Origin of the sequence: Pediococcus inopinatus, assembly GCF_002982135.1 — a bacterium.
Taxonomy (GTDB): domain Bacteria; phylum Bacillota; class Bacilli; order Lactobacillales; family Lactobacillaceae; genus Pediococcus; species Pediococcus inopinatus.
The window spans coordinates 1,790,414-1,815,401 of record NZ_CP019981.1; the positions used below are offsets into that span (position 1 = coordinate 1,790,414).

A 24,988-nucleotide genomic window follows, 5' to 3' on the forward strand; every position below is an offset into this window, starting at 1 on the left:
TAACCGTTCGCATCACCAATGCTAATCTAGCCTGCTGGGGTCGTTGCTTTGACAATTGTCATTGAGCCATCGGTAACCGTAATGTTGTAGTTGCTGTTGACGTCATTATCATCAGCAGTTGCTGTAACCTTATATTGACCGACCGCTGTGTGACTATTGTTGTCAACTATATAAGTGATCGTTTCACCGTTCACTGCACCAGTGACCTCAACATTTAAACTATGCGCATTGCCGTCATACGTAATTTGGTCATTGCTGACGATGTTGATAGTTGCCTTCGCCTTATTAATCGTGGCGTCATTTATCAAACTACTTAGATCACCTAAATCATAATTACTATTTGCAACAGTCACGGCGTTGATCCCCGATTGAGTTAGCTTAATCGTGTAATCACCAACATTAATCGGATTGGTAACAACATTGCCTTTGGTGTCCAAATATTCGTAATTGCCAGTCACTAAAGTAACGTCGTTCTCTGGTCCTTGAACCACAGGACCTTCACCAAACGTTTTGCCATCGTAAGTTTTGTCAAGATCATTGCCATTTGCATCAGTAATGATGATTTCGCCTGGTTTCGTTGGAGCTTTGACAATCGTCATCGAGCCAGTGCCTACAGTAACCTCATAGTTATTATTAACTACATTCGTATCAGCAGTTGCCGATACATCATATTGCCCAACTTTTGTCTGACTATTATTGGTTGCCGTATAAGTAATCGTCTCACCGTTTACTGCCCCGATTACCTCAATATCCAAGCTGTGCGCATTGCCATCAAACGTGATGTTATCGTTACTTGTAATATTAATCTTTGCTTGTGCTTTGTGAATTGTGGCATCATTCTTCAAACTGCTTAAATCACCTAGGTCATAACCACTATTTTCAGCAGTAACAGCGTCGATTCCTGATTGGGTCAGTTTAATTGTGTAACTGCCAGCGTTAATCGGATCTGTAAGAGTGTCACCGTTAGCGTCCAAATACTCATAGTCGGCAGTTGTTAGCGTAACGTCTTTCTCTGGTCCTTGGACTACAGGGCTGCCATCAAACGTCTTGCCATTATACGTCTTATTGAGGTTCTCACCATTTGCATCCCCGATGACGATCTCACCTGGAGTCGTTGGTGCTTTGACAATTGTCATTGAACCCATGCCTTCAGCAATTTCATAGTTGCTATTAACCGCATTCGGATCAGCAGTTGCCGTAACAGTATATTGGCCGACCAGCGTCTGGCTATTATTGACCGGTGTATAGGTAATTATTTCGCCATTAACTGCGCCAGCAACTGTAATTACCAAACTGTGTGTCTTGCCATCATATGTGATGTTGTCATTACTCGTGATGTCAATAGTTGCTTTGGCTTTATTAATCGTTACTAATCCAGTCGTCGCATCGCTGGTTGCCGCTAATTGATAGTTGCCGTTAGTGAAGCCATCAAGTGCAGCATTAACTGTCGCCAAACCAGTAGAATTCAGATTATAAGCATACGTATCAGCATTAGTTCCATCCGTCACAAAATCAACATCTGCATTGGATAAGGCAACCTTAACTGTAGAATTGCCTCCATTAACAGCAACAGTTGCGTACAATTCAGTTGAACCACTTGCTTTCGTAGTCCCATCGTAAACAAAATCTGTCTTACTTAATTCGGCAGACGTTTTAGCTGCCAAAATATTAAATGGTGCCGTTGCTAGATCAAAGTTAACTGTATAATTACCATTTCCAGTTGCGGCCGTGATAGCCGCCTGAATGGCTAATTTACCAGTGTCACTCAATACGACATCATAAGTGCCAGTATTAATACCGCCGCTTGTTAATTGAATGTCACTATCCTTCAACGCATACGTCACACCTGTTGGTAACGTAACCCGATAGTTGCTGGCCTTTGGAACTTGTTGATTGCCATTATAAGTCTCGGTTTCATTACCACTCAATGTCACAGTAGTGTCTGCTGGTGTAATGATAAATGTCCCAGTTGATTTACCAAGGGTTACATTATTATAATTTCCACCAGTCGCTGCGATAAGGGCCGCCGTAATATTGTTTAAACCAGTTCTTGTTAATTGAACATTGTATGATCCGACATTAGTACCACCACTGACTAACGCAATATCTCCAGCTTTCAATACATAGGCTGTCCCGTTTGATAATGTCACGGTATAGTTACCGAAATTTGGAATCTGTCGTGAACCTGTATAAGAAACCGTTTGCTACCATCTAAGTTAACCGTTGCAGTCGCTGCCGTCACTACATAAGTTCCATTGGCTGGTGTAATCGTATAGTTTTGTGCAGCGCCATTTGTAGCTTGCGCCGCTGTCAGTTTAGCTTGGCCTACTGCGCTCAATTGAACCGTGTATGATCCCGCATTAATTGGCGTGGATACCACCGTTGTGCCATCAGCCGCTAGATACTCAAAATCATTAGCGTCCCATGCAATTGTGGGTGCAACCATACTACCAGAGAGAACCGTATAGGCTACAGTTGGTGTCGTGACTGTTGCTGCACCATCATAAGCTTTTGTACCGGAACTAATCGTTGCAGTAAGCGGTGCTTTTGTAATTGTAAAAGTTGTCCCATTGGCTGCTTCAAAAGTAGCTGCATTATAGTTTGTCCCAGTTGCAGCTGTAATTGCGTTCTGAATCGCCGCTTTACCAGTCGTACTCAATACAACATTATACGTACCAATATTAATGCCACCGCTAGCCACCTGAACATCACTATCTTTTAAAGTATATGTGACGCCGGTTGGTAAGGTAATCTTAAAGTTACTTGCCTTAGGTGTTTGTTGTGCGCCATTGTACATTTCTGTTTCAGTGCCACTCAAAGTGACCTTGGTGTCCGCTGCTTTGATGATAAATGAACCAGTAGCCGTGCCGAAAGTTATCGCGTAGTTAGTCCCAATGGCAGTCGTAATATTACTCAAGCCAGTTGGACTTAATTTAACATTATATGAGCCAACATTAATACCACCGCTTGCTAATTGAATGTCGCTATCCTTCAAAGCATATGTGACACCAGTTGGTAAAGTAATTTTGTAGTTAGTCGCCTTTGGTGTTTGTTGGACACCAGTATAAACCTCGGTTTCAGTACCACTCAGGGTCACTGTGGCGTTGGTTTTATAGTAAAGCGTAATTGAAGTAATAGTCTTACCATCTACATCGGTTGCAAACACGTTACCATTGGCATCCAGTGCGGTAAAATTAACCACCGTTGCTGGAAGGTTCTTTGAATCTGTTGCAGTAAACGTATATCCGGCGATCGTTGGAACAGCTGGATTAGTAGTTGTTGTACCATTAATTTTTGCATCGCCGTAAGAGCCCGTCAGCGTTGCATCCTTTGAAATGGTGTTGCCAGCATAATCTTGATAATGTACCGTAACTGCCGCTGTTTGCTTGTTATAAACTAAGTTCACATTTGAAGAGCCAACCATAACGGTGCTGGATACTGGGCCTTGGAAAACATATCCAGGGACTTTTGGTGCCACCACGGATAATTCTGCAGTTGCTGTTCCTGCTGTGATTGCAGCATTAGCACTCGCTTGATCCGCAAATACTTGGATGGTGTCCCCGATATTACCAAGAATTGAGTGACTAGTCGTTCCAGGTAAAATTTTGCCTGAACTGTCGACTTCTTGATAATTTACCGATGCAGTTGCTTTAGTATAGCTATAATTATTAATCTGAACGCCAAAAGCATTAAAGTCATCTCCGGTGGATGCGGCAATCGACAATGACATACCTACTTTTTGTGCAGCCGTCAATGTGCGCGTCCAAACGGTTGCACTAGTGGCGCCGGTTGGTTTATAAATTTGATTCTGATTATCATTATCCGGAATAGAAATTGTTAATACGCCAGTTGTGGCATTATATGAAATGGAAAATGCATGTGCTTTTCCATCGATCATGTTATTATTCATTGCCACTACTTGAGACGTCTTATCAATTGCGCTAACGTTTCCATAGCCAAAAATATTTCCTTGTCCCTGTCTGGTGTTAGGGTTCAACTTCCCCGTACTATCGGTTGTGCGCCACGAGATAGTTGCGGCTGTCAAATAAGGGTTTCCTAATATGGCGCCTGCGTTATCAAAGTCGCCGTAAGTGCCACTATTATAATGTTCGTCAAGAGCTAACCCAAATGAATTAGGTAAGCCACCTAAGCCAAGGTTCCCACCAGTACTGGCAGTTCCCAGTGAGGACGGGTTACCTGGGCTAAATACAAAGGTCAGACCATCGGCTGCATTACTGACATTGTCTCCAAGATAGATTGTCCCTGAAATACTAAAGTCAGAACTAAAATTAAGTTGATTGTCTAGTACTAAATAACCAGATTCATTCTGTGCTTTCGTGGTTAAACTTGAATAACCACTTCCGGTTGGTACAGTAGCTGTTCCGGCCGCTGTAAAATCTTGTGCGACTGTACTAGACGTGCCAGTATACTTTTCCCCAGCCTTATTAATATTTGTCACATTATTTAAATTAGGAACAACAACGTTCGCATCTTTAGCTTCAATTACTACCGGCAAATTCAAATTAGCCTTGGCAACTAATGCTTTAACGGCCGTTTCATCAGCCCCAACAGCAAGCGCGATCACCACCGTCCCATCTTTTTTAGTTGTAACAACGGAGTCCGCTGGCAATTTATTTTTTAGGGTTGCTAATGCATCTGAGTTGGTCGTTGTTGATTCATTAACCTTTGATGCACTGGTCGCATTAGAATTGGTAGCCTCGCTTGTGCTAATAGTTTTACCTTCAGCGGATCCTTCTGTACTTGAACCACTTGTGGCAGAGCTATCTACAGACGAAACAGCACTACTCACCATACTTGAACTTTGACTAGAATTGGTCCCAGATGCCACTGAAGTTGCCTTTGTGCTGGCAGATGAAGAAGACACCTTTTCCTCAGAATTTGTCGCTGCATTAGACGTTTCACCAGAATTAACTGCACTTGCAGATGAAGCATCAACTATACTAGTTTCACTACTTGGTCCACTTTTATTTACATCAGCAGTAGAAGAGGACGATGCTTGATCTGTAATACTCGCGTCAGAAGAAGTATTTGCCGCACTATCAATTGAGATTGTTTCACTTGAAGCGTTTGAATTAGTATCAGCCTTCACAGCTGGTAATCAAAAAGAAACTCCGGCTCCAAAAAATATAATGGTAATTCCAGCAAATAACCAGCTTTTTCCTGCCTTGTACATCTTATAATGTTCTTTTTGTTGAACTGAGCTCCGCAATAATTTCATTTTTCTTTTATTTGTCTCATCTTTTTTTAACATGTTAATCCCCCATTTTCCTTAATCAACTGAAGTTATAGTTGTAAGCGCCCACAGTATAACATCATTTACAATGATTTGCATTAAAAATATGATTATTATTCAAAGTATTTTATATGATTATACTAAGTCTGACAATAAATAGCTCTTAATGAGATTTATTAAGTATAAAAACACGAATTAATCATTAATAAGTAATTAAAGCTGCTGTATTTTCCTTAATATACAGTAAAATTAGTCTATTTATCTTACTTTTTAATCAAATGATAATTAATGACTACCAGTTTGTTCTTTTGGGTGATTGAATATAAAAATATTTAAACAAAAAAACAGAATCAAAAGTTTTTCAACTTTTAATCCTGTTCCAAATTCATTTGTCCTACACTACCAAATCGTAATTCCAAATATTTCCTTTAATCCCGAGAGCACAAAAGTAGGAATTGCTGGCAAGAAAATAACTGCCAGGTACAATTGCCAGCTCAATGCACTCGTCCCCATCAGCATATTAAAGAACGGCAACATTGTAATCGCTAGGGAAGAAATTCCTGCAAACAAAATCATAGTAATTAAATAGGGATTACTGAATGGATTTCGTCTAAATAACGTATGTGCACTTCGAGCGTCAAACGCGTGCCACAATTGACCAAATACTAATGTCAAAAAGGCAATTGTTTGAGCTTCGTTGGTTTGCATTCCTGCACTTGCAGCCCAATAAAAGGCTACAAAAACTGCCAGGCCCATAACAAAGCCCCGAATTAATACCCGTGACAAGAGATGTTTAGCTAATAATGATTCCTTCACATCCCGCGGCTTTTCCGCCATAATATCGTGTTCCGGTTCGTCGTATCCCATCGCAAATGATGGCAAGGAATCACTAATCATGTTAACCCACAAAACCATAATTGTAGTTAGCGTTGGTGTCAATTCAGAAACGTGTCCAATCGGTTGAGTGATTAAAAACGTTCCCAATAAGATAGATAATACTTCTGCCACATTGGTTGTAAGCTCTTGGCGCATAAAGTTTTTGATGTTTGCAAAAATCGTCCGACCTGCTGATACTGATTTTTCGATTGTGGTAAATTTATCATCCATCAAAATGAGATCGGCAGAATCTTTTGTTACTTCAGTCCCATTAATCCCCATTGCAATTCCAATATCGGCAGCACGTAAAGCGGGCGCATCGTTCACACCATCCCCAGTCATAGCAACAATCTCATTATGCCTTTGGAGAGCTTTAATAATCCGTTGTTTATGTTCCGGAGATACCCGTGCATAAACTCGAATATCAGGGACTATCTCAAACAGGTCATCGTCAGACATTTTTTCAATTTCATAGCCTTCAACGACCCGTCCTTCTTTATCTTTAACCAGGCCAAGCCGATAAGCAATCGCACGAGCCGTTTCTGCATGATCTCCGGTAATCATAACTACCTCAACCGAAGCTTTATGCAAAGTTCTGATCGATTTTTTCACTTCTGGGCGGGGAGGATCAATAATTCCGACAATTCCCAGCATCGTGAGTTCTGTTTCCAAATCAGTTTGGTTAGCATTTAATGCCTCGTCCTTGGTTAAATCTCGTTTGGCAACCGCAATGGTTCGCAGCGCATCGTTCGCATAATCCGAAATCTGTTTTTCAAGCGTTTGTTCCGCCTCATCAATCGAAACGGCCCTATTATTGAAAATCGCATCTTTTGTATGTTGCATAATGACATCCGGAGCACCCTTAGTGAGTAATTGATAGTTCTCACCAATCTTAACCACCGTGCTCATCATTTTTCGGGTACTTTCAAACGGAAACACGCGTAAAATATCACAATCTTTGTCACCAGTTTCGCCTAATAGCTTATCCCGTGAAATCTTTGCCTTGCGTCCCAACACAATCAAAGACACATCGGTAGGATTGCCCAGTGGTTCATAGTTTCCTGCATCATTACGCTGAATTTGGGCTTCATTATTTAAAACGGCGCTTTGTAAAAACGGCACAAAATCGGATTCTTGCACATTTTTACCATCTTTAACGGAATGAATCTCACCAACTGGGTCGTACCCATTTCCATCCACAGCAAAATTTATCCCATTAGAAAAGAACCGCGTAACCGTCATTTCATTCTTGGTCAACGTTCCCGTTTTATCCGAAGCAATAAACGTCGTTGCCCCAAGGGTTTCAACGCTACTAAGTGACTTAATCAAGCCGTTATTGCGGGCAAGTGAACGAGCACCAATCGTTAAAACAATTGAAAGCACCACAGGCATAGAATCGGGAATGGCAGCAACTGCCAAGGCAATGGCACCAGAAATACTGTCCATTAACCCAGTAACCGAGATTGCATTTGTATTAAGATACTCTTTAACTAAATCAAACGTAATGGCGACAACAACCACTCCAGCAGCCGCAACCATTAACCGTTTCGTTAATTGACTCACAGTTCGCTCAATCGGTGTTTTTTCTTGTTTCGTTTGTTGGAGAAGATCAGCAATTTTTCCTAATTCAGTTTGCATCCCCGTGGCCGTTACCACCCCGATGCCACTTCCGTTCACGACAGTCGAGCCGGAGAAACCCATATTGGTTCGATCCCCCAGTTCTGTATCTTCAGATAAGGCATCCCGCGTCTTGTCGATCGCATCTGCTTCTCCCGTTAAATGAGATTCATTAACCTGGAGTTCATTTACAGAAAGCCACCGTAAATCAGCTTCGATAAAATCTCCCATCTTCACATCCACGATATCACCCGGAACAAGTTGATTGGCGTCGATTTTTTGCCACGTTTCACCCCGGAGCACATTTGATTGATGCCGCGAATCTGAACTTAGCGCATCTAGCGATTTCTGAGCCTTTAATTTTTGCCAGTAAGTGAGGCTAGAATTAACTAAAATTACGACTAGAATAACGAGTCCTTCATAAATCGCAGACATACCATGATTAAAATCGTTTCTGACAAAAAAATCATAGCTGGCACTAATTAAAGTTAAGATAATTGCAATCCACAAGATAATGATAATTGGCTCTGTTAAAGATTTTAAAAACACTTTCCAAGCAGGTTCTCGTTGCTCGTGCTGCATTTCATTTAAACCATATTTCGTTAGTCTTTCGCTGGCTGCTTCAGTGGTCAAACCATCGTGGCGTGAAGTTTCTAGTTGATCAAGTACATCGTGACGGTGTTGTGAGTGCATTACATGTCCTCCTTAGGCGATTGGTCAGTTGATTATTTATAATAAAAACATTATTACAAGTATAATTATCCCAGAGAAATACTAGGTTCGTCAATTCAGACGCTGTCGGGTCGAACCTAAAAAGAGCCCGCTTAACATCTTTATCGGATGTTCAGCGAGCCCTATCTGTTTTGTTTTATTTTATATAATCATTGATAACAAGATAACTGCAACTAATCCAAACACAACCGAGAGTGCCATCGACCGCGTCCAATAAGAAATGACAATGACAATCAGGGAAGCCAAAATCAAATCAAGTTTGCCGGAGGCCACAAACTGATATGAACCAGAAATAAAAATATCTTTAACCACAATAGCCGTGAACAAAGAGACCGGCACGTATTTCATCCAGTCATTAAACCATTCTGGTATTTTTCGATTTGAAAAGAAAAGAATTGGTATGTATCGCGGACCAAATGCGACAAAGAAACCTAGAATAACAATTAACAAATGGTCAGTTGTACTATAGTTCATATCATAATCTCCTGAACTTTTTTGAATACCTTTGTGCTGAAACGTGTTTCAAAGAGCAGCTTTTTCCGTTTAGCTACGATAACCAAACGATTCCAAGAACGAATCATTTGGCTATCTAGGCTATACTCGAAAGCTAAACGCTCTTTGAAACACTCTTTATATTTCAATATCTTCCTTATCCACTTCCGGTTGTCCCGATGGATCGTGAATCTTATACAATAAATGACTGTTTGGCCAACGTTTTTTCACGTATCCTTCAATCATAAACCCTAAGAAAGAGGCAATCAGTGTTGAAATTACCAGCCCTAATGTACTCTTGGTCATCATCATAAAGACTGCCGCCAGCACGCCCGCAATTATTGAAACCAATAAAATCAAGCGGGTCTTAAGTTGCATCACAATCATATACAAGAACAATGCCGTCAATGCAAAGTTTACCACTGTAAGGTCAATCGAAACGGCACTTCCAATCAAGCTTCCCACAACGTTAGCAACCGTCCACACTAATAAAGACCAGTGTTCCACCTGCAACGCATCTTTTGGTGTCCAGTTACGATCCGTTACAAATTTCAAATAATTAATTGCATAATTTTCATCATTCATAGAAACTGCGAAGAAAAATAAAAAGCGATGATTTTGGCCCTTTAAGTAACCGGCTAAACTTGATCCTAGTAATGCATAACGTAATTCAAGGAAAAAAAGCATTAAAATAATGGTTAGGATTGGTGCTGTGGTAGTTAACATCTGAGCAATCATAAATTGAGCCCCACCCGAAAACACAAGAATGGATACAAGCCCTGTCATGAGCGTATTAAAACCAGCAGCGTGTAAAAGGATTCCACAAGCCAGTCCAATTGGTGTGTAACTTAAGCACAATGGCCAAGCTTCTTTAAGCGTTACTCGCCATTGTGATCCATTTTCAATCTGTTTCACAATTTGTTCCTCCAACACATCTTTAAAGTTGGACCATAGTTACTGAAAAATACTAGAAAACACTGCGAAATCATTTTAACATTTTCAACCTATATTGAATAGTAACTTTTTTCATTTTTGGAGTTAAATTGCGAATAAACATTCAAAATTACCGAACGGCTTTACCCAGAATTTCTAAATCCATCAAATTTCCCGCAAGTAATGCGACTTTTGGCAACGTTCCCCATGTTTCATAGCCTAACTTTTTAAATAAACCTAAGCTCGGTAGATTAGCTCCGAAAATTAAACAAACAATATTTTCGAGTCCTAATTTAGGGGCTGCATTTTCTGCAAATTTCACCATCTTAGTTCCTAGTCCTAAATGGTGAAATTTCTGATCAATATAAATACTAATCTCAGCCGTAATTCGATAGGCTGCCCGTGGATGATAAGGTGATAAGCTCACCCATCCAGCCCGCTCACCATCCACAAAAGCCACCCAAATTGGATGTTCGTCTGGTTTGTGTGCAAGAAACCACGGCTGACGTTGAGCAACCGTCACCGGCGTCAACGTGGCAGTCACCATGTGTCCAGCAATAGTTTGATTATATATTTCTACAATAAACGGTAAATCTGCTTGGGTTGCAATTTTAAATTCAATTTTACTCATTAACTTTCCTCTATGTTAAAACACACTAACGACTGATCGCCACATTCTGACAAAAATATTGGCCTTTTCAACAGACTTTTTAGCAACTAATTGCAGCTTAGCATCACCAGCTTGCAAATAAGAAACATTTTTGTCTGCGATCTTGGCAGTTGCAGTTCCTAATTTTTGGCCTTTCGTGACCGGGGCGGTCAGATTCTTTTTAGTCTGGTTACTTATAAAACTGATCGCTTGTTTTGACTGTTTATTAGCTACCCAAATTGTGGTTGCTTGACTAATCCCGGCCTTGACCGTGGTCGTCTTTCCCTCTGGCACTTTAAATTTGTTGGCTTGTTTTAACTGCTCACCTTTTTTGTATCGGATGGGCGTGAAATTAGTGTACACATATTTCATAATTGTCTCTGTGTTTGTAAACCGCGCATCCGCCTTTTTAACCGGATTTGCGTTCATCACCACGGTAATCACTCGATGACCATTTTTATTGGCCGTTCCCGTAAAACAGTTACCTGCTTTATCAGAGGTTCCCGTTTTCAGACCATCTACATTGTAGCCCTTCATGTAATTTTCATTGCCCGCCAGCATTTCATTATGCGTTGTCATTTTGACGGCATCGTCGGTCCCTTTCGCAAACCAAGCGCTAGTTTCCTTGGTAGTATTCAAAACTTCTGGGTAAGTGTTAACCAGCTTCGAAGCGACAACGGCAACATCGTTAGCTGACATTTCGTTTTCTGCCGACTTAGCAGTATTCGGGTAGGCTTCCGTGCCAACTTCGCTTTCTGTTAAACCAGCAGCGTTATAGAGTTTCGCATCTGTGATTCCCCACGCATTTACCTGTGCGCGCATTTCGTTCACAAATTTTTCAGACGATCCTGCTTGCGCAACCCCCAAGGCGATTACCGCTGCGTTAGCCGAATAAATTAACGAGGCTTTGTATAAGTCACGAACTGTGTACGTTCGGCTGGCATTCAGAGGCACATTTGTCAGTTCCGTATTACGACTGATTTTGGCCACGTTGGCACTTACATGTACACGCTGGTCCCACTTCAGTTTACCTTCATGAATACTTTTTAAAATAATATAAATTGCCAACATTTTTGACATCGAGGCAATTGGCATTACCTTTGAACTATTTTTAGAATATAAAATCTGACCTGTTTTAGCATCCACAGCAAGCCCAGCTTTGGCTGAAATATTGGTGACCGCTGCGTTAGCCTGAATTGGTGCCAGCGCCAGTGTACTTAACATTAAAATTGCACTAAAGATAACTATTAACTTTTGTTTCCACTTTTTAAGCATCAAAACGCCACCTTTTATAACAAGAATATAACAAACTACGCGTGTTACGCAAAACTTTTTTAATTTCTCCAAACAAAAAAACGCGAATCGGTTATTTCAGTATGTTTAGGTAATTTAAAAGTGCTAGTTATGCCTAAATCAGAGAACCGTTCGCGAATTGCATTTTTATTTTTTGTTTGATTTATGTTGCTTTAAAGGTAAATCAATAATAAAGCTGGTTAATTTTTCACTCGACTCAACACGGATTTTTCCTTGGTGCAATTCCACAATACTTTGGGCAATCGTTAATCCCAGTCCAGTACCGCCCGTTGCCTTTGAACGTGAAGATTCTACTCGATAGAAACGCTCAAATAAATGGTTAAGCGATTTTTCCGGAATTTGTTCACCATCGTTGGACACGATAAACGTAATTTGCTGGCCGTTTTGGTTTGCTTCCAAATTAATATGGCGACCGCCCTTCGCGTATTTCAACGCATTTGAAATCAAATTATTAAAGACCCGTCCTAATTTTTCGGCATCTGCCTCAATTTTCAATGCAGTTGGGGTCGTTTTTACACCAATTTCAATTTGTTTTTTCTGAGCTTCCAATTCAAAACTTGCAGCCAGTTGTTCTAACATCGGTTCAACCGAAATTTCACTAAACGTCATTTTCGTAGAGGTTTGGCGGACCTTTGTATATTCAAACAAATCCTCTACCAGTGACTTCATCTGCTCAGCCTTAAGAAACGCTGTGTGCGTATATTTAAGCACATCGTCTTTTGTTTTATACTGTTTATTTTCGATCAGACCTAGGTAACCGATAATTGAAGTGAGGGGTGTCCGTAAATCGTGACTTACGTTGGTAATCAAATCATCTTTGGATTGCTCAATTTTGCGTTCCTCATCCATTGATTCAATCACTGAATCAACCAATGCATTGACACTATCCACCACTCTTTGAGTATCGCCTTTTAACGTAAACGGAATTCGGTGATCAAAGTGACCATCAGCAATATAGTGCAACTCACTAATAATATGCCGCAATTGCATTTGCTTGTACCGTCGCATCAAGCGCCAGTAAACCACCCACACATCCACAATCACCATAAAGAAAATGAAGAAATTCTGATAACTCCAAACTCGATAATTATTGGGACCAATGGTGATGGATTCTTTAATTTGAAAAATTCCTCGCTCCAAACCCGGGTTTGTTCGAATAAATTCGTTAAGCAAAATCAAAAGTGACAGATTCAAAAGAAGCAACAAAATAACTGTCACAAATCCTTCACCGAATAATTCACTTTTTTCTCGTGCAGTTAGTTTCAATACGTTACTCCTCGTTTAATGGGACTCAATCTTGTAACCCACGCCCCAAACGGTTTCGATTACTTTCTCGCCGCCAGTTGCTTCTTCAATTTTGTCACGCAAATGACTCACATGCACCATAACCGTCTTCGCTGAAATAATGCTTTCCTGCTGCCAAACACGCTCAAAAATATCATCTGCTGAAAATACACGATTCGGATGACTTGCCAGTAAATATAAAATCCCGAATTCCAAAGCAGTTAACTGAACTGATTTACCAGCTAAAGTCTTCACTTCGTGGGAATCACTATTGATCGTTAAAGGACCGATATCCAAGACTTCGGGTTCGTCTTGTTTCATATCGTTTTGACTCCGGCGAAGCAACGACTTTACACGTGCCATCACTTCCAACGGATTGAATGGCTTAGCAACGTAATCATCAGCACCCGTTAACAGGCCTTTAATTTTATCCATATCTTCCGTTTTAGCAGAAAGAATTAAAATTGGGAGTTGTGAATCACGACGAACTTCGCGAACAACTTCAATCCCACTCATTTCAGGCATCATCACATCCAAAATCATCAAACCAATGTCCGAATCTGTATGTAACTTTGTGAGTGCCTCTTTGCCATTAAACGCTGAAACTGGCTCATAACCTTCATTTTTAATGTAAATATCGAGGAGTTCAACGATTTCTTTATCATCATCAACGACTAAAATTTTCATTATTTGAAATCTCCTTATAAACTCAATTTTCTTTAGTGTAGCAAAAAAAACATCAACAAGGAATTATATCCATCGATGTTTTAGGTAATGTTAAGAATACGCCTATAAGTTTTGTCTGTTTCTAACCCGTTTTTGCGTCTATTTCGAAATCAGGTTGGCATTGTCACGCCTTGCACAAAGGTGAATACACCCACCACCGAGAGTGCTAGCGCGACTAAAACAAGAAACCAAATCAGCACTAATAAGTTAAAGAAGCCATCTCTTCTAATTGTTCTAATTAAGCTGATGAGCACATATAGCGTAACTAAAAACATGAAAATAATATAAAGGGTTATTCGCATGTTGTTGTTCCTTCTCTAATCTGAGTATTTACAGGAGAAGTATATCATACCCGCTGTAAAACTAATGAATAAAAGTCATTTTTCCTATGATATACTGGGTTTTAGGGGGGTATTTATGTTTAAAAAAGCTATGTTTGAAAGTATGTTGTTTATTGTCGCTATGCTTGTACTGCATATTTTAGGAATTCCAATCGAATTGTTAACCCATCGGCCCATATTTAACAGCCTAGTCACCAGTTTTGTTGAGGCTCCAAATCGCCCTGCCTTGTTGGGGGTTATTTTAATTACTGCCATTTCTTGTTGGTTTCTTCTGGCTTTGGTCATTTGGTTCTTTCTTTCACTTAATCGCCAATTAGCTAAACATGATTATAGAAAATAAGTTTATCTAGTTTCTTATAAATACAGAAAAACCGTTATCGATTAGGATAACGGTTTTTGTTTTGTTTTTTAGGACAGTTTCTTGAAACAGCTTTAGTGATATAAGAACGTCTTACCGCGGGATTGCGATCCCGCATCCAGGACAGTTACAGTTTGGCTTTTACCGCTTTGTTTCACTCACTACTTTTTGTAATTCGGTGCCACCTTTGTCATCTGCACATCATGCGGATGCGATTCTACTAAACCTGCATTCGTAATTTGCACAAATTGGGCACTCTCTGTCAGTGCATCAATCGTTGGTGCGCCCACATAACCCATCCCAGAACGCAATCCACCAATCATCTGGAAAATAATATCTTCAACTGAACCCTTATATTCCACACGTGCCTCAATACCTTCAGGCACCAACTTATTGGCTTCGTTTACGCCACCTTGGAAATAGCGATCTGCCGAACCATTCGACATTGCACTCAAGCTTCCCATTCCTCGGTAACTCTTGTACTTTTTACCGTTATCTTCAATGATTTCGCCTGGTGTTTCGTCAGTTCCTGACAACATACTACCCAGCATAACGGCGTTACCACCGGCAGCCAAGGCTTTTACGATATCACCAGAAAACTTAATTCCACCATCCGCAATAATATGTTTACCATATACTCGTGCAACCGTTGCTGCATCATAAATGGCAGTAATTTGAGGAACACCGACACCGGCAACTACTCGGGTCGTACAAATTGAGCCAGGACCAATACCTACTTTGACAACATCCACACCAGCGTCAAACAGTGCTTTGGTTCCCTCGCCTGTTGCCACATTTCCGGCAATTAATGTTGCTTTTGGAAAATGCGCACGAATTTCAGAAATCTTACGTAAAACACCTGCTGAATGTCCATGAGCGGTGTCGATTACAATGGCATCAACCCCGGCATCCAACAACGCCTCTGCACGGCCAAATGTGTCACTTGTCACACCAACTGCAGCAGCAACTAAAGGCCGCCCATCTTCATCACTCGAAGCATGGGGGTTCTTTTTAGGATCCGCTTTTCCAGCTGCCTTAGCTTCTAATACTTGGGTTGCTTGATCTTCAATGGACATATTCTTATGAATAACGCCCATTCCGCCTTGTCGTGACATTGAAATGGCCATTGCTGATTCAGTTACTGTGTCCATCCCTGCACTAATAATCGGAATATTTAATTTGATATTGTCCGCAAGCTGCACTGACAAATCAGTTTCATTTGGTAAAACGTGACTTTCTGCCGGTATCAATAACACATCATCAAACGTTAACCCTTTTTTTACAAATTTCGTATCCCAGTTAGACATAATTAAGATCTCGCTCCTTTTCGTTTTTAAGTTCTATCCTCGTATTCTCAAAAATTGTTCTTAAGATATTCTATAAAAATCCACCAGTTACGTGGTAGCGGCGTTTGAACCACATACGAACGCCAAACAAAACAGCTGCCAAGACTAAGTATGCTTCAAATGGTAACACAGGATTCAGTGATTGTGGTAATGATGAGAACGCCATGTAGGCTACCATCCAAACCAAAATCATCCCTGTAGCCATTCCGATCGTCTTCCAAATAGAAGTTCTTTCTTTTTTCTTGCTTGTTGGTTGCAAACGATCCGTCAAGAATGGCGCGCATGCACCACCAATGATCGAAATTGCTAACATCGCGGTGATTCCTGCAGGTCCTGGCTCACTAGTAATGGACTTAGGCTGCGCAATCAACATGATTCCAAACATTAAAGCAAAGATCATGAGAAAGACCATTCCGTTATCCAAAGCTTTCATCCAGTATTTTGTTTCTACCGGCGCCTTTTTAGGTCCTTCAACGATTGACTTCACACGGTCGGTTGGCGTGCCATAAATTTGTTTCGCCGTTTCGCCCTTTAGTTGACCGGCAAGTAAACGTAATTTTGTTTCTTCAAGTGCTTCATTTTGTTTTTCGACCGCAACATCACTTGCACTTAATTCTTTTTTAAGCCGAAACATAAAGTCTTCGTTCCGCTTGGTAAATGTTTGGTTCGTTTTGCCAGCTGAAACCTGCTGCTTGCCAGCATTACGTTCTTCGGTTGTTTTATCTTCACTCATATGCGAATTCTCTCCTCTATTTGTGCTTGTTTACACGTTAAACCGGAACTCGATAATATCTCCATCCTGAACAACGTATTCTTTACCTTCTGAACGAAGCTTGCCGGCTTCACGAACAGCTTGCATGCTACCTTTTTCATCTAAATCAACATAAGAAACTGTTTCAGCACGGATAAAGCCTCGTTCGAAATCAGAATGAATAATTCCTGCACATTGAGGTGCTGTCATTCCCTTTTTGAAAGTCCATGCTCGTGTTTCAGGACCACCAGCCGTGAAGAATGTTTCTAGACCTAATAATTTATAAGAAGACCGAATTAAGCGGTTCAATCCGGGTTCTTCAATTCCTTCAGCCTCTAAGAAATCTTTTTTATCTGCATCTTCAAGCTCAGCAATTTCTTCTTCAGTTTCAGCAGAAATTCCTAAAACCTCTGCATCAGGGTCGTCTTGCGCAATATAGTCCTTGATGGTTTGGTAGTACTTGGAATTTTCGGGATCCGCCATGTCATCTTCGGCAATGTTTGCTACATATAAAACTGGTTTTGAAGTCAATAAGAACAAGCTTCTCACAATCTTTTGTTCGTCTTTGTCGAAATCAATTGAACGAACCGCTTTGCCACTTTCCAAAACTGGTTGAATTTTTTCAAGAACAGCTAACTCAGCTAAAGCGTCCTTATCACGACTCTTAGCAGCGCGTTGGACCTTACCAAGGCGTTTATTAACAGCATCTAAATCGGAAATGCTTAACTCAATATTGATTGTTTGGATGTCTTCAACTGGATCCACTTTTCCAGAAACAGTTGTAATTTCATCATCATCGAATGCCCGGACAACATGCACAATGGCATCAACTTGACGAATATTTTCCAAAAACTTGTTTCCTAAACCTTCGCCCTTGCTGGCACCCTTAACAATTCCAGCAATATCGGTAAATTCAAAGGTTGTGGGCACGATCTTTTTGGCTGGCACAACTTCTTGAATCCGATCCAACCGAGCATCTGGCACTTCAACCATTCCGACGTTAGGATCAATCGTTGCAAACGGATAGTTAGCCATTTCGGCTCCTGCTTTGGTAATTGCATTAAACAAAGTTGACTTCCCAACATTTGGTAAACCAACAATTCCTGCTGTTAATGACATTCTTCACACGCTTTCTTTTTAATAATTTTAATTTAAGTGTATACAGTATATATAGTAACAAAAAAGGCCATCAAGGGACAGAGGCAACTCTAACGATCCATTAAAAAGCATTGCTAAATTTAGCATAATCGCTCGTTTACAGTGCTAATCCTAAAAAGACAAATTAAAAAGTCTCACAACCGTAAATTAACTATGGCTGCAAAACTCTTCTGCTCTTATACTTAAGCTTCTGCCTTTTTCAAAATTTTCTTCAATTTGCGTTCAAAATCACGCCGAGAAAGCATGACAATGTGACCACAATTCATGCACTTAATCTTGATGTCCATGCCCATGCGGATAATTTGCCACTCATTAGCCTGACAAGCATGTGGCTTTTTCATTTCAACAATATCATGTAGATCATACATGCCGTTTTTCCTCCTGCTTTGTATTCATACAATTTCTTTTCTAATCCAATGAAATATCTAACAAACTCAAAATCCGACTTAAATCATCATTTGACACATAATTAATTTCGATTTTACCGCCCTTGCTCTTCTGGTCAATAACGGCTTTGGTACCAAATTTTTCCTGTAATTGTTCTTCAATTTCACGGACATATGGTGACTCTCTGTGCGCACTCGTGAGGGTCTGTTTTTTTGTGACTTGTTGTTCATTCAAACGATTAACTAAGTTTTCCAATTGACGAACAGTCAAATGTTCAGTAATCACTCGTTTGGCCAATGGGATCAGTTTATGCCGATCCTTCAAAGCAAGCAAGGTTCGTGCTTGGCCCATCGATAGGTCGCCATCTTGCAACATTTTTTTAATTGCTTGTGGCAACCGTAAAAGTCTTAAATAGTTCGCAATGTACGGACGACTTTTGCCCAATTTTTCTGAAACTTGAGCCTGCGTAAAATTTAGCTTAGCCATCAATGAATCGTAAGCCTGCGCTTCTTCTAGCGGCGTCAAATCTTCACGCTGCAAGTTCTCAATCACTGCAGCTTCCATTGTTTCCGCATCGTTTAGTTGGCTTATCAGCGCTGGAATTGTATGTAAACCGGCCATTTTAGCAGCTCGATAGCGTCTTTCGCCCGCAATCAGTTCATAATGATTAGCGTTTGAAAGTGGCTGGCGCACAATAATGGGTTGAAAGACTCCAGAAGCTTGAATAGAATTTGCAAGTTCTCGCAAAGCCTTAGAATCAAAATTATGGCGTGGTTGATAAGGATTGGGACGAATGTCGTCTAGATTAATCTCTACAACTTGTTTGCTATCCTCATCTCGCAAAAGCTTTTCGGCGCCCATTGTAGGTTTAGATTTACTTGTCATGCTTGGTAACTTCCTTTTTCTGGCTGGCAATGGGTTCACGATTTGGTGTGCCCGGTTTACGCGGATATTTATTTGGCGTTTTACGAATTTTTTCAATCCAAACTAAATGGCGTTCATCACCTGAAACGGGTAACTCTAAATGCTCATCTTTAGTCAACTTTCCGCCTAAAACTTGCATCGCTTTGTCGGCATCTGTAAGTTCGTCTTGGGTGTGACTCGCCTTCAGTGCCAGTAATTGGCCGCCGATCTTGACTAGTGGTAAACAAAGCTCCGTCAAAACAGATAACCGCGCAACTGCCCGCGCTGTCACAAGATCGAAGGATTCGCGATGACCAAGCTTAGGAGCCGCAAAGGTTTCCGCACGGTCATGATAAAGTGTAACGTCTGTTAATTGCAATTTTTTCACTAACTCTTGTAAGAAAGTGATGCGCTTATTCAAAGAATCCACAATTGTCACTTGCAACTGGGGAAACACGATTTTTAGAGGAATTGAGGGAAAACCAGCACCGGCACCCACATCGCACAACGTAATTGGTTGCTCAAATAAAGCCGGATTTTGGACTCCTGGTAAAATTGAATCGTAAAAGTGTTTCAAATAAACGTCTTCAAGGCTGGTAATCGCCGTTAAATTTACGTGTTCATTCACTTCTACTAAGTATTGATAATATGTATGAAACTGTGCCATTTGCGTTTCAGATAGGTTGATACCATGTGCCGCAAGTGTCTGCTGAAATTCTTCTGGGTTCATGTTGTTCCTCCATTGTGAAACATTAAGTGTTCCACATTATTATAAACAAAATAAGCGGATGGAACAAGGTAAGACTTGTCTATAGTGGCTAACTAAGCCTGTTTATCTGTTAAAAAAGATACCAATCGTTTGATTAGCATCTTTTCTGTGTAATTCACAAACTCATTCCATTTTCTAAAATTTGCGTATAATTTTGAATGACTAAATTAAAATCCGCTGCCGACATTGTGGTCACTTTTTGCATATATCTTTTCCGGTAATCAAATGAGTAAATTTGCCATGCATTAACATAGCCATCAATTTTGATGTCGTGCACTTTAACGGAACCAAATTCATGTTTAGTATGTGTAATAGGACACACCACGCACAAACCAACCAACTTATTGTACGGCGTAACACTGATTACAACTGCCGGACGGCGTTTATTGATCTCTTTGCCCGTAGAAGGATCAAAACCTAGGTAGATAATGTCCTGACAATGAGGATACTCAGTCATCAAATTCACGCCCTAATCTTTTTACATCTTCAAATTCTGATTTTTGTGGAGTGATTTTCTTCATTAATTTGGGATCTTTAAATGGGTTCTGAACTTTTGGCATAAACACAATTTCTCCTTCTGGCCCTTTAGTCACAAAATAGCGTACATTTTCATCAAGTTTAATGCTTGCGGGAACGGTTAGGACTGTGGAGTTACCAACGTGTCGAGGCTTGATTGTTTGATCCATTGCCATATTTTCTCTCCTCATCATTGTATTCTAGAAATTATAAAGTCATCATTAACAACTCAAATCATATCGTATACACACCGTGTTTACAAGAAAAACGGTCTTCTACAACCCTATCACAACTCTCACAAAATAAATTACGCGCCATGAACGTTTTTCTACTAATTAATTTGGACATTTTTCAGTTGAACAAAAAAACAAGCTCTCACATTTTTGTGCGAAATCTTGTTTCAAGTTCACTCTATTTTTAATTATTCGACTTTCATATTCCGCACTTCTTCAATGAACCACTGATTAAAGTCATCGGCATCAATGCCAACTGCCACTTCAGCGTTCGTTTTCCCTTGATGATAAGCCCCGCGAATATCGGCCACTGTTTCACCGATCGCCGGACCGCTTGTTTGCACATCAATCCAGTAACTTGCCATTTGGTAGAACTCCGGATGTAATAAGTAACAAATCGTGTTGACGTCGTGCATTGGGATGCCACCTTCATGACCTTCATAATAATGTTTGAAAATGGCTGCCAACATGTTCCCTGCTTCACCCAGAGTTGCAACGGTATCCAGTGTTTTTGGAGTAAGCAACGCCTTCATTGTGACATCCAAGCCAATCATTACGATCGGAATTCCAGAGGCATACATAATCTTTGCTGCGTCAGGATCGGTAAAAACATTAAACTCAGCAGCACTGGTCATGTTGCCACGGCCTAAAGCACCCCCCATGGCAACGATCCGAGAAATTTTAGACTTAACTTCCGGATGAACTGCCAAAAGTAGTGCAATATTCGTATAAGCTCCCGTTGGAACTAAGGTGATTGGATCCTCGCTGCGCATAATGGTAAGGTACAAAGCTTCCATTGCGGAATGCTTCACAGTATCTCCGACCAGTTCATCGAAATCATAGCCAGGCATTCCTGATTCACCGTGAATCCGCGCTGCATCTTCAAACGGCTTCAGTAAAGGTTGTTCGGCACCACTAGCCACCGGTACTTTTTTGTTAAAAAAGTGCACTAATTTCAAAGCATTCTTAGTGGTTTTATCGACAGTTACATTGCCGGCAACTGTTGTAATTAGTTTGACGTCAAATGCTGGATTATTCAAAGCTACAGAAATTGCCGCAGCATCATCGATTCCTGGGTCGCAGTCTATAATTATTTTGGTGGTCATTGTTTTGCCCTCCTCGATTTGTTAGATCTCTCTAACCTCCATTGTACTGGATTCTCGGATTTTTAATAGTCTAAATTCTTTACAGGTGCTTGGCCTAACCAAAAATATTTTTGTACTGATTCAAGTCGGTACTCGTCCCCACAAGTTCTCCTTTCACCACGATCCGGTTAGGTTCATTCGCATATGGCGACGCACAGGTAATTAAAGTCACTACTTTTTTCCCTGCAACCTCTTTTAGAACTTCAACCTCATTTTTAGGAACGGTGCGTTTGCTGTAAGTTCGGTAACGATAAACTTTCTGCATATCCGTTAAATAAATCATATCCCCAATTTTAACTCGTTTTAATGGGGAAAATAGAATCTGCGTATTCGTCATATAATGGCCAGCCATGGCATAGTTTCCCTGACCCATCTGTTGATCTTCACTCATCGTTCCAGCACCGCGAGAAAGCACCTGGTGGCCCAGACCTTTCCCAATTGGAAGTCGCAGCGAAACATTTGGAATGGCGACTTTTCCAACTGGCGCATAGTCTGATGTATCCCCTTGAACAAAATCTTTGGCGGTACCCCAAGTCGTGCTGGCGGGATTCAGCATTTTAACAGATGAGTAATCAAAATTGGCTGGTTTTCGTTTGGAAGCTTCCACTTTTTTGGGTGTCATGTTATCCACTTCTTCATTTCCCATGTTTTGAATTAGCGGATTACTTAACAAGCCAATCAGCGCGATGATCAATCCGACACAAAAGATGCTGGCGACTAACCACTTTTTAAATTTTCGGCTCATCTACTTCACCTTCTTTTTCTTATACCAACGATAGCCACCATATGCAGCGCCTCCAGCTACAATTACTCCGAGACCGATCCAGATCCACGGAATTTGTTTCTTAGGGGCTGGTTCTTTCTCGTTTGGAATCCGATGTCCCCGAACCAACAAACGATGCGTGTTAATCATGTATGGCGTACAAGTCATCAACGTCACATAGTTATAATTATCATCCTTCGCAAAATTACCTAGTTCGGTCGGCTTGATCGTTTTGATTCGATCGACTTTGTAAGTCATCTTCTTACCCTTCGAATTAATGAAGAAACGATCACCCTTTTTTAATTTGGGCAAATCTGTAAAGAGCTTGCTTCCAGGCAACCCTCGGTGAGCCGTCACCACACTATGCGAACCCTTCTTGCCATCTAGTGGTGAAGTCTTTTCCATCAGCCCGGCGCCTTCACTTAATTGAAGATCCGCAGTTCCTTTAAAAATTGGTAATTTTGAGTCAATACCAGGAATATTAATCGTTCCCAACATTTCAACCTGAGTCAGCATTCCATTCATCGTGTGTGATTTTTTGTCTTTATCTACCTTTTTGACATTAAACTGTTGAAACGGGTTTTTAAACCAGGACAACGTTTTATTAATGCGGGAGGTGGAAACAACGACGGCTTGCTTACTATGTCGCGAAACGTCATTATATGTGTCGATCATGCGGTGCTGTTGTTGTTGCGACATTGCATTTGAAACGAACGGGAAGGCCAGAATTCCCAGCCCGATGACAAATATTAGCGTTGCAAGTATTCGTTTTAGCCATTTTTTCTTAATGACTAACACCTCCTTCATAAAATTTATTTTTACTATTTATGTATAACAATAAGGATGAGTTTTCATCCTTATCGTTGATAAAACTTATGTTGTAAAAGTCAGATTAGTGATTAAACTAATTTGTTTTTACGTGATTTGTAGTAGTAAAATCCTGCGCCACCCATCATTACTGCACCAACAAGGACGAATAACCAGATTCCCATACCACCAGTGGTTGGAAGACCAATCTTTGTATTTTCAATTTCTTGATCAGAAGTTGCCGAACTACCGGAATTGATTGTGAAAGGAATTAATTCTTTCTTTAATCCATAACCAGCTGGGGCCTTAGTTTCTTGGAGATAGTATCGTGTGCCTTCACCGTTATATGGCAATCCAGAAACAGATAATTTTCCATCGTCATCTGAAGTAATCTCACTTGCATTATCAAGATTGGTTACCCATTTAACAAATTTGTTATTACCATCTAGTTGCGCATACTTACGTGTGTCCGTGTTGTTATTAGTAACAACGAACTCAGCACCTTCTAAAACTAATTCTTCATCTTCACTATCGACTTTAATAAAGTCTTTATCTCCAGTCGTTAAGAAGTTGTCAATTTTAAAGACCCATCTACCATCTGTAGGCTCTGTTAATGTAGCCCAATCAGCTGATCCTTCACGCTTTGTAAGTGTTCCGTTATTAACATTAAATAAGAATTTACCTTCAAGTAATTTCCATCCATCTAAAGTCTTAGTTTCTTCAAGGGAATAGTCTCCGTTTGAAAGCTTTTGAATTTCAATTTTTCCGTCTTCCCCGGTTGTTTTAGTAACACTCCCATTCGGCCCTGTTAGAGTAAATTCAACGCCTGCTTTTGTAATATATTTTGTTATATCCTCAGGATCTTGCATTTGTTTTTCCAAACCTGGGTCGGTTTTGGGAACTGTGTTTTTGGCATATAGATGAATTTTACTTGATGTTTCATGATCTTTCAGCGGAAGTCCAAAAATTAACGGTGCCGAAATCGAAGTTGCTTGACTAGAATCAGCATCTGTTTCTAGAATTAAATATTTACCTTCATTTGAAATGCCTTCTTTATTGAAATTGAAAGTATTTCCTGTCCAGCCTTCGCTCTTAGTGTCAATCGTGTGTACAGCAGTTAAACCATTAGATGTAAGATATGTTCTTTGTGCCGCCAATATTTCGTCAACAGTTAAATCATTACCCTCGGCATCTTTTGAAAACTTGGAGATCAATTCCTGCTGAAAAGCGTTAAAGGCCTCTTCGTCATCTGCATATTGCCCCGATGGTTGCTCATCTTTCCAAGCTTCAAAAGTTGATTCAATATCGAAAATTGAAAACTCAACATTCCCATCTGTTTTTTTATCATAGACTTCGTACCCTGGAATATCAGTTTTTTCAGCCCCGTCACTTTCGATAGTTTGAGCATCATCAGAGTTTTTTACCATTTTATGCAAACTAATTGTAAAATCTGTTTCCGCTGCACTCACACTCTTAATACTTGTTAACCCAAGTGCTAAAGGTGCCATGGCTGCTGCAACCAGCAGGCCGGCCCCAATTTTTTTAAAAAGCCCTTTTTTCTTTACTGTCATGTGTTTTCCTCCTAATATTTAGCTATTACCCTCTTTGATTTTTTCTCGGACGCTCAATAAAAA

At 40.4% G+C, this 24,988-nt stretch carries 23 protein-coding genes; 1 reads left to right on the top strand and 22 read right to left on the bottom strand.

Translation table 11 applies throughout. The annotated features are described in order from the left end of the window. Positions 1 to 26: 26 nt before the first annotated feature. The 10 genes from PI20285_RS08960 to croR all read right to left on the bottom strand — a co-directional run bounded on the left by PI20285_RS08960 (position 27) and on the right by croR (position 13,838). Positions 27 to 2,150 carry a beta strand repeat-containing protein gene (locus PI20285_RS08960; protein ID WP_057773720.1) on the bottom strand — a complete coding sequence of 708 codons (2,124 nt, stop codon included), beginning with the start codon at positions 2,148 to 2,150 and terminating at the stop codon, positions 27 to 29. Beyond that, complete coding sequence (locus PI20285_RS08965; RefSeq protein WP_057773722.1) at positions 2,147 to 5,110, bottom strand: lectin-like domain-containing protein; 2,964 nt, start codon at positions 5,108 to 5,110, stop codon at positions 2,147 to 2,149. The genes PI20285_RS08960 and PI20285_RS08965 overlap by 4 nt, the downstream gene beginning before the upstream one ends. Before the next feature lie 9 nt (positions 5,111 to 5,119). Then, positions 5,120 to 5,272, bottom strand: coding sequence for a KxYKxGKxW signal peptide domain-containing protein (locus tag PI20285_RS08970; RefSeq protein WP_105782228.1), 153 nt, complete (start codon positions 5,270 to 5,272; stop codon positions 5,120 to 5,122). A gap of 381 nt (positions 5,273 to 5,653) precedes the next feature. Then, positions 5,654 to 8,440, bottom strand: coding sequence for a cation-translocating P-type ATPase (locus PI20285_RS08975; RefSeq protein ID WP_057773724.1), 2,787 nt, complete (start codon positions 8,438 to 8,440; stop codon positions 5,654 to 5,656). A gap of 180 nt (positions 8,441 to 8,620) precedes the next feature. Further along, positions 8,621 to 8,953 carry an AzlD domain-containing protein gene (locus tag PI20285_RS08980; protein ID WP_057773725.1) on the bottom strand — a complete coding sequence of 111 codons (333 nt, stop codon included), beginning with the start codon at positions 8,951 to 8,953 and terminating at the stop codon, positions 8,621 to 8,623. Positions 8,954 to 9,109: 156 nt separating this feature from the next. Then, a complete protein-coding gene (locus PI20285_RS08985) occupies positions 9,110 to 9,886 on the bottom strand; it encodes an AzlC family ABC transporter permease (RefSeq protein ID WP_057773727.1) in 777 nt (258 codons plus the stop codon). Between the two features lie 148 nt (positions 9,887 to 10,034). Continuing rightward, positions 10,035 to 10,535 carry a GNAT family N-acetyltransferase gene (locus PI20285_RS08990; RefSeq protein WP_057773728.1) on the bottom strand — a complete coding sequence of 167 codons (501 nt, stop codon included), beginning with the start codon at positions 10,533 to 10,535 and terminating at the stop codon, positions 10,035 to 10,037. Between the two features lie 15 nt (positions 10,536 to 10,550). Further along, positions 10,551 to 11,828 (bottom strand): D-alanyl-D-alanine carboxypeptidase family protein, encoded by a 1,278-nt coding sequence (locus PI20285_RS08995; RefSeq protein WP_082623277.1) that lies wholly within the window; start codon positions 11,826 to 11,828, stop codon positions 10,551 to 10,553. A gap of 165 nt (positions 11,829 to 11,993) precedes the next feature. Next, positions 11,994 to 13,133 carry a sensor histidine kinase gene (locus tag PI20285_RS09000; protein WP_057773732.1) on the bottom strand — a complete coding sequence of 380 codons (1,140 nt, stop codon included), beginning with the start codon at positions 13,131 to 13,133 and terminating at the stop codon, positions 11,994 to 11,996. A gap of 15 nt (positions 13,134 to 13,148) precedes the next feature. Next, positions 13,149 to 13,838 (bottom strand): response regulator transcription factor CroR, encoded by a 690-nt coding sequence (croR, locus tag PI20285_RS09005; RefSeq protein WP_057773734.1) that lies wholly within the window; start codon positions 13,836 to 13,838, stop codon positions 13,149 to 13,151. Positions 13,839 to 14,294: 456 nt separating this feature from the next. Here croR and PI20285_RS09015 point away from each other — a divergent pair, with 456 nt between their 5' ends. Then, the gene (locus PI20285_RS09015; protein WP_057773738.1) at positions 14,295 to 14,558 is read left to right on the top strand and encodes a hypothetical protein; all 264 of its coding nucleotides are present in this window, start codon (positions 14,295 to 14,297) and stop codon (positions 14,556 to 14,558) included. 179 nt (positions 14,559 to 14,737) lie between these two features. Here the strand turns inward: PI20285_RS09015 and guaB are convergent, their stop codons facing one another. From guaB to PI20285_RS09075, 12 genes are all read right to left on the bottom strand, one after another. Then, positions 14,738 to 15,883, bottom strand: coding sequence for an IMP dehydrogenase (gene guaB, locus PI20285_RS09020; protein ID WP_057773740.1), 1,146 nt, complete (start codon positions 15,881 to 15,883; stop codon positions 14,738 to 14,740). 70 nt (positions 15,884 to 15,953) lie between these two features. Continuing rightward, a complete protein-coding gene (locus PI20285_RS09025) occupies positions 15,954 to 16,655 on the bottom strand; it encodes a DUF1129 domain-containing protein (RefSeq protein ID WP_057773742.1) in 702 nt (233 codons plus the stop codon). 30 nt (positions 16,656 to 16,685) lie between these two features. Next, a complete protein-coding gene (ychF, locus tag PI20285_RS09030; RefSeq protein WP_057773744.1) occupies positions 16,686 to 17,792 on the bottom strand; it encodes a redox-regulated ATPase YchF in 1,107 nt (368 codons plus the stop codon). Positions 17,793 to 18,013: 221 nt separating this feature from the next. Continuing rightward, a complete protein-coding gene (locus PI20285_RS09035; RefSeq protein ID WP_057773746.1) occupies positions 18,014 to 18,199 on the bottom strand; it encodes a DUF951 domain-containing protein in 186 nt (61 codons plus the stop codon). Positions 18,200 to 18,239: 40 nt separating this feature from the next. Next, positions 18,240 to 19,103 carry a ParB/RepB/Spo0J family partition protein gene (locus PI20285_RS09040; protein WP_057773748.1) on the bottom strand — a complete coding sequence of 288 codons (864 nt, stop codon included), beginning with the start codon at positions 19,101 to 19,103 and terminating at the stop codon, positions 18,240 to 18,242. Then, a complete protein-coding gene (gene rsmG, locus PI20285_RS09045) occupies positions 19,093 to 19,851 on the bottom strand; it encodes a 16S rRNA (guanine(527)-N(7))-methyltransferase RsmG (RefSeq protein WP_057773750.1) in 759 nt (252 codons plus the stop codon). The genes PI20285_RS09040 and rsmG overlap by 11 nt, the downstream gene beginning before the upstream one ends. A gap of 154 nt (positions 19,852 to 20,005) precedes the next feature. After that, positions 20,006 to 20,347, bottom strand: coding sequence for a type II toxin-antitoxin system PemK/MazF family toxin (locus tag PI20285_RS09050; RefSeq protein ID WP_057773752.1), 342 nt, complete (start codon positions 20,345 to 20,347; stop codon positions 20,006 to 20,008). After that, positions 20,340 to 20,582, bottom strand: coding sequence for a type II toxin-antitoxin system PemI/MazE family antitoxin (mazE, locus tag PI20285_RS09055; RefSeq protein WP_057773754.1), 243 nt, complete (start codon positions 20,580 to 20,582; stop codon positions 20,340 to 20,342). Before mazE ends, PI20285_RS09050 begins: the two co-directional genes overlap by 8 nt. 245 nt (positions 20,583 to 20,827) lie before the next feature. Then, on the bottom strand, positions 20,828 to 21,745 hold the full coding sequence (gene rihC, locus PI20285_RS09060) for a ribonucleoside hydrolase RihC (protein WP_057773756.1): 918 nt from the start codon (positions 21,743 to 21,745) through the stop codon (positions 20,828 to 20,830). A gap of 94 nt (positions 21,746 to 21,839) precedes the next feature. Continuing rightward, complete coding sequence (locus PI20285_RS09065; RefSeq protein ID WP_063698630.1) at positions 21,840 to 22,529, bottom strand: class A sortase; 690 nt, start codon at positions 22,527 to 22,529, stop codon at positions 21,840 to 21,842. Next, the gene (locus tag PI20285_RS09070) at positions 22,530 to 23,354 is read right to left on the bottom strand and encodes a class C sortase (protein WP_082623278.1); all 825 of its coding nucleotides are present in this window, start codon (positions 23,352 to 23,354) and stop codon (positions 22,530 to 22,532) included. Between the two features lie 92 nt (positions 23,355 to 23,446). After that, complete coding sequence (locus PI20285_RS09075; RefSeq protein WP_057773761.1) at positions 23,447 to 24,925, bottom strand: SpaA isopeptide-forming pilin-related protein; 1,479 nt, start codon at positions 24,923 to 24,925, stop codon at positions 23,447 to 23,449. Positions 24,926 to 24,988: the final 63 nt, after the last annotated feature.